Below are 6,084 nucleotides of genomic sequence, written 5' to 3'. Positions count from 1 at the left end.
TGTAGAGAATGCGCAGGCTGAGCCGCAGCGGCCCGAAATGCCAGGAGGTCGATTCCTTGCCCCTGAAGACCGAAACGGCAATGGTCTTGATGTATTTGAAATCCTTGTTGAATTCAGCGACGTTGTCGATCCGGTGCTTGCCGTACCATTGATAGACATACATGCCACGCCGGCCGGTGCCGAAATTGGCGTCGATGTCGGCGATGATCTCGTCCTTGCGCGCCTTGAAGACATCAAGGACCTCGTTGACCTCACGCTGATAGTCGGCGGGAAACTGCTCCAGCTTCCACACGCCCGGATTTCTGTAGCACAGAAGATCGACCAGCAGGTTGAAGGGTGAGAGCAACCAGGTGAAGAGCCCGTTGCCAAGGAAGTAGCCGCTGAACAGCGCCAGATCCTTCCTGTTGTTGCGCAGCACGTCGATCAGGCCACAGACGATGAAGATCGTCGTCAGGATCGGGATGAAATAAAAGCCAAGGGCGAGAAGCGGGATGGCAATGGCGAATTTGCGAAGGGTTTTGCGAAGGGTTTTTGTCATTTTTCCACGCGCGACGCGCGATCCTGTTGCGAATGAGGTGCCCAAATCATGGCAACGGCCACCGCCCGACCGTGCGCCTTGATAAGGTTTTTTGGGTCACCGCACAACGGCCATGGTATCCCGCCGGGCTGGCTGCCTTGGTGGAGCCTGCCGGGCTGTCAATGCACCGCCGGCAAGCCAAGCTCGTCCCATTTGTCCCTGGCCACGGGATCGCCGACCAGAAACTCAAAGCCGATGACACTTTCGCCGTCCTGCGCGAGCTGGCATTTGAACTTCAGACTGTACCAGTTTTTACCGCTGCGAAAAGCCGCACCATCGGCGGCGATCGTCGTGCCGGTGATCTTTTCCTCGGCGGTTGCGTAGGGCACCACTCGCTCCGGCTGGAAATCCGCGCGCCATTGGCGGATCTGATCCATGGCCTCCAGATTGCAAAGCTGCACCATGCGCTCGTCGGACGCGAAGGTCTCGAGATCGGCGCGGGCCTGCTTGCTGCGCGGGTCGGCGAGCGTCTTGGCCGACAGCATCCGCGTCGGGTGAATCATGGCCGGCGCGACGGGAGACCGGGGAGCGCTTGGCGTCGGCGCAGGGGCCGCGGGTATGGGTGCGCCGGGCCCCTCGGCGGGCGGTGAAGGGGGTCTTGTCGAAGCCTCGAACTGCTGTGGCGTCAGGATGGCGACCGACACGCGCTCCTCCTCCTCACGCCGGTTCGGGGGCTTCGGCAGTGGCATCAACATAACCGTGGCGGCGAGCAGCGCGTGCAGGAGAACCGAAGTGGAAATCCCCCAAGGCGAGGCCTCGTTTCGCACCGCCAAGGCCACCGGACTCCGCAAACCGGCTATTCCCGCTCTTTGCGCAGCTTTGCCCAGTAGTCGAGCCGCTTCCTGATATCGCGCTCGAAACCACGTTCAGGCGGATCGTAGAAGGTCTGTCGACCCATTTTTTCGGGAAAATAATCCTGGCCTGAAAAGGCGTCCGGCTCATCATGGTCGTAACGGTAGCCGGCGCCGTAATCCTCCTCTTTCATCAGCTTGGTCGGCGCGTTGAGGATATGCTTGGGCGGCAGCAGCGAGCCATGTTCCTTCGCGGCCCGCGTGGCTGCCTTGAAGGCCGTATAGACGGCGTTGGATTTCGGCGCGGTGGCGAGATAGACGGTGGCCTCGGCGAAAGCGAGCTCGCCCTCGGGAGAGCCGAGATAGTCATAGGCATCCTTGGCGGCGTTGGCGACGACCAGTGCCTGCGGATCGGCCAGCCCGATGTCCTCCATCGCCATACGCACCAGCCGGCGGCCAAGATAGAGCGGATCCTCGCCGGCATCGAACATGCGCGCCAGATAGTAGAGCGCGGCATCCGGATCCGAGCCGCGCACCGACTTGTGCAGCGCCGAGATCAGATTGTAATGGCCATCCTGGCCCTTGTCGTAGATTGGCGCACGGCGCTGGACGATGCGCTGCAGCCCTTCGGGATCGAATATCTCGCCAGGCTTGGCTGCACGCCAGACTTCCTCGGCCAATGTCAGCGATGCACGTCCGTCGCCATCGCTCATGCGGATCAGCATCGCCCGCGCCTCGTCATCGAGCGGCAGCGCCCTGCCCTCCGTCTCCTCCGCCCTTATCATCAGCTTGGCGATGCTGTCTTCGCCGAGCGAATGGAAGACCATGACCCGTGCGCGCGACAACAAGGCCGCGTTGAGTTCGAAGGATGGATTTTCGGTGGTGGCGCCAACCAGGACCACCGTCCCATCCTCCATGACGGGGAGGAAAGAATCCTGCTGGGCGCGGTTGAAGCGGTGAATCTCGTCGACGAAGAGCAGCGTCTGGCGCCCGTTGGCGCGGCGCAGCTTGGCCGCCTCGAACACTTTCTTCAGATCGGCGACGCCGGAAAACACGGCCGATATCTGCTCGAACGCAAGACTGGTTTCGCCGGCAAGCAGCCTTGCCACCGTGGTCTTGCCGGTGCCGGGCGGACCCCAGAAGATCATCGACCCCAGCGAACCGGAACCGATCAGCCGGGTCAGCGCGCCATCGGGACCCGTCAGATGCTCCTGGCCGACGACCTCGCCAAGGTTTTTCGGCCGCAGCCTGTCGGCCAGCGGCCGCCCGGGCGGCACCTTTTCCGGTTCATCGACACTGAACAGATCGGCCATGCACTTCTTTTGGTTTGGAGCGCGATCCTTCAGATCGAACTCAGTAACGCAACACCTGGCGCAGTATCTGCCCGCCGCGCTCGACGGTAAAGCGCCACCAGCGCGTATCCTGCTGGGCTACCTGCGCCAGCGTTGCGGCGGTGTCGATGCTGGTGCCGTTGACCTCGCGCACGATGTCGCCCGGCTGGAAACCGAAATCGGCGGCCGGCGAATCACGGTTGATGTCGATCACCGTCACGCCCTTGAGGTCCGTGCGCAGGCCGAGCTTCTGGGCAAGCCGCGGCGACAGTTCCGAGACCTTGGCGCCCGAGAACGGGCTGCGGCCATGCAGCATCACTTCCGAGGCTTTCGCACCCTCCGGCGCCCGCTCCAACGCGATATCCATCGCTGCCTGCTGGCCCTTGGTCAGGATCGCGAAATTCGCCTTGGCGCCGATCGACAGCGTCGCCATGCGATAGTCGAGCGCCTCGATGCTCTCGACCGGCTTGCCATTGATCTGCAGCACGACATCGCCCGGCTTCAGTCCTGCCTTGCCGGCGGGGCCTGTCGCGTCGACGGACGAGACCAGCGCCCCGGTCGGCTTTTCCATGCCGAGCGATTCGGCGATCTGCGGCGTCACCGCTTCGAACTCGGCGCCGATATAGGGCCGTTCGAAGAAATCGAGGCCGGCCTTGGCGGCATCGGCGAAAGCCCGCACCATGTTGGCTGGGATCGCAAAGCCGATACCGATCGAGCCGCCGCTGCGGCTGTAGATGGCGGTGTTGATGCCGACCAGTTGGCCGCCCATGTTGATCAGCGCGCCGCCGGAATTACCGGGATTGATGGCGGCGTCGGTCTGGATGAAATAGCCCGAGTCCGAGACGCCGATATGGCTGCGCGCAAGGGCGGAAACGATGCCGCTGGTGGTGGTCTGGCCGACGCCGAAGGGATTGCCGATGGCCAGCACCAGGTCGCCGACTTCGAGCGCGTCGGAATCGCCGATGGCGATCACCGGGAACGGCTTGTCGGACTCAATCTTGAGCACGGCAAGGTCGAGCGTTTCGTCCTTCAGCATCACCTTGCTGGCGAATTCACGGCCATCGGCGGTCGCCACCTTGACCTCGTCGGCGTCCTTGATGACGTGAAAATTTGTGACGATGACACCGCTCGGATCAACGAGCACACCCGAGCCCAGGGAAGACTGAGCACGCGGCTGGGCGCGGCCGAAAAACTCCTCGAAGAACGGATCGCCTTCGAAAGGCGATGTCACCTTGGCTGTCTGCGAGGCATAGACATTGACCACGGCCGGCGCGGTCTGCTTGACCAGAGGCGCGAACGACAATTGCACTTCCTCACGACCGAACGGCACGCGCTTGTCCGGGCCTGAAGTGGCATTCTCGCCTTCAACGCCATGCAGCAGGTCGGTCAGCACATCGGAGAGCCCCGGATCGGCGGGCTTGGCGGCGTCCTCGGCCAGCGCCTGCCGGACTGCCGGTGCGGCTGCGAACACCATGAAGGCGCAAAGCAGAACAAGGGACAGTCTTTTGGCGAGCATTCTCGAATCCTCCAAGGCGAGTTCGGGCGCATTGTCCCGACGAATGTGCAAAATGAAAGGCTAAGCCGCTGAAATCCGATTATTTTCGCGCCAATCAATAGTTTTGGGCACGGCTTGGCGCGCACAGAATATGAAAAAGGGGCCCGCAGGCCCCTTTAATTCAATCTGGAAAGGACGAAGCCTTATGCGGCCGCGGCTTCGTCCGTGCCTTCCGCCTCAAGGCGGGCGCGGTCGCCGGCGCCCTTGGCGTCGGTGTCGCGGTCGACGAACTCGATGACGGCCATCGCGGCATTGTCGCCGTGACGGAAGCCCGCCTTCATGATGCGCAGGTAGCCGCCGTTGCGGGTGGCGTAGCGCGGGGCGATGGTGTCGAACAGGCGCTTGACGACGCCTTCATTGCCGATCTGCGCGATCACCTGGCGGCGGGCGTGCAGGTCGCCGCGCTTGCCGAGCGTGACCAGCTTCTCGACGATCGGACGCAAGTCCTTCGCCTTCGGCAAGGTGGTGACGATCTGCTCGTGCTCGAGCAGCGACACCGCCAGGTTGGCGAACATCGACTTGCGGTGGCTTATGCTGCGGGCGAAGCGGCGGCCTTTGAAACCGTGGCGCATGGCTCTTTTCCTTCTTCAGTTGTTCAAGAGGCCACGGCCTCTGATGGTTTTCCGCATGACCGTCGGACCGAGCGGCTCACGCCGCCGATCCTTGGAGTTCATGCTCAATATTGGTCTTCGTAACGCTTGGCGAGGTCTTCGATGTTTTCCGGCGGCCAGTCCGGCACTTCCATACCGAGGTGCAGGCCCATAGCCGCCAGCACTTCCTTGATCTCGTTCAGTGACTTGCGGCCGAAGTTCGGGGTGCGCAGCATCTCGGCTTCGGTCTTCTGGATGAGATCGCCGATGTAGACGATGTTGTCGTTCTTCAGGCAGTTGGCCGAACGCACCGAAAGCTCGAGTTCGTCGACCTTCTTGAGCAGCGCCGGGTTGAAGGCGAGCTCGGTGACGGCTTCGGCGGCGACTTCCTTCTGCGGCTCGTCGAAGTTGACGAACAGGCCAAGCTGGTCCTGCAGGATGCGGGCGGCGAAAGCCACCGCGTCCTCGCCCGAGATCGAGCCATCGGTCTCGATGGTCATGGTCAGCTTGTCATAGTCGAGAACCTGCCCCTCACGGGTGTTCTCGACCTTGTAGGAGACCTTCTTGACCGGCGAATAGAGGCTGTCGACCGGGATCAGGCCAATCGGCGCGTCCTCGGCGCGATTGCGCTCGGCCGGCACGTAACCCTTGCCGGTGTCGACGGTGAATTCCATGCGGATTTCAGCGCCTTCGTCCAGCGTGCAGATGACGTGGTCGGGGTTGAGGATCTCGACATCGCCAACCGTCTGGATGTCGCCGGCGAGAACCGCACCCGGGCCCTGCTTGCGCACGACCATGCGCTTGGGGCCGTCGCCTTCCATGCGGATGGCGATTTCCTTGATGTTCAAGACGATATCGGTCACGTCCTCGCGCACACCGGCGATGGACGAGAATTCATGCAATACGCCGTCGATCTGCACGGCGGTGACAGCCGCACCGCGCAGCGAAGACAGAAGCACGCGGCGCAGCGCGTTGCCGAGGGTAAGACCAAAGCCACGCTCGAGCGGTTCGGCGACCAGCGTGGTCAGGGTCTTCTTCTTCGACGAGAACTCGATCTTGTTCGGCTTGATCAGTTCCTGCCAATTTTTCTGGATCATGATGCTTTCCTTCCGTTGACCCGCCACCATCCAATCGTGGCGGGTCAACGGAAGGAAAGCATCATGATCCAGAAAAATTGGCAGGAACTGATCAAGCCGAACAAGATCGAGTTCTCGTCGAAGAAGAAGACCCTGACCACGCT

General features: G+C 62.2%; 5 protein-coding genes and 1 pseudogene. All 6 read right to left on the bottom strand.

What is annotated here, in order from left to right:
- Window positions 1-538: pseudogene (locus EOA36_RS24355) on the bottom strand (aspartyl/asparaginyl beta-hydroxylase domain-containing protein); the annotation flags it as partial.
- Between the two features lie 158 nt (window positions 539-696).
- Window positions 697-1,344 (bottom strand): DUF930 domain-containing protein, encoded by a 648-nt coding sequence (locus tag EOA36_RS38410; RefSeq protein ID WP_245464456.1) that lies wholly within the window; start codon window positions 1,342-1,344, stop codon window positions 697-699.
- 29 nt (window positions 1,345-1,373) lie between these two features.
- Window positions 1,374-2,681 (bottom strand): replication-associated recombination protein A, encoded by a 1,308-nt coding sequence (locus tag EOA36_RS24345; RefSeq protein WP_127279756.1) that lies wholly within the window; start codon window positions 2,679-2,681, stop codon window positions 1,374-1,376.
- A 40-nt stretch (window positions 2,682-2,721) separates the two neighbouring features.
- Window positions 2,722-4,215, bottom strand: coding sequence for a DegQ family serine endoprotease (locus EOA36_RS24340; RefSeq protein ID WP_127279755.1), 1,494 nt, complete (start codon window positions 4,213-4,215; stop codon window positions 2,722-2,724).
- A gap of 182 nt (window positions 4,216-4,397) precedes the next feature.
- Entirely contained in the window at window positions 4,398-4,826 is a 429-nt protein-coding gene (gene rplQ / locus EOA36_RS24335) for a 50S ribosomal protein L17 (protein WP_127279754.1), read from the bottom strand.
- A 104-nt stretch (window positions 4,827-4,930) separates the two neighbouring features.
- Window positions 4,931-5,941, bottom strand: coding sequence for a DNA-directed RNA polymerase subunit alpha (locus tag EOA36_RS24330; RefSeq protein ID WP_006205443.1), 1,011 nt, complete (start codon window positions 5,939-5,941; stop codon window positions 4,931-4,933).
- Window positions 5,942-6,084 lie beyond the last annotated feature (143 nt).

This window comes from Mesorhizobium sp. M8A.F.Ca.ET.021.01.1.1 (genome assembly GCF_003998025.1).
GTDB lineage: Bacteria > Pseudomonadota > Alphaproteobacteria > Rhizobiales > Rhizobiaceae > Mesorhizobium.
Note: the sequence above shows the minus strand (reverse complement) of the source record. Positions and strands in the feature narration are given on the sequence as shown.

Excerpts from the sequence above, each read along its gene's own strand:
- EOA36_RS24345 (WP_127279756.1), bottom strand. The coding sequence starts at position 2,681 with ATGGCCGATCTGTTCAGTGTCGATGAACCGGAAAAGGTGCCGCCCGGG.
- EOA36_RS24330 (WP_006205443.1), bottom strand. The coding sequence starts at position 5,941 with ATGATCCAGAAAAATTGGCAGGAACTGATCAAGCCGAACAAGATCGAG.
- EOA36_RS24340 (WP_127279755.1), bottom strand. The coding sequence starts at position 4,215 with ATGCTCGCCAAAAGACTGTCCCTTGTTCTGCTTTGCGCCTTCATGGTG.
- rplQ (WP_127279754.1), bottom strand. The coding sequence starts at position 4,826 with ATGCGCCACGGTTTCAAAGGCCGCCGCTTCGCCCGCAGCATAAGCCAC.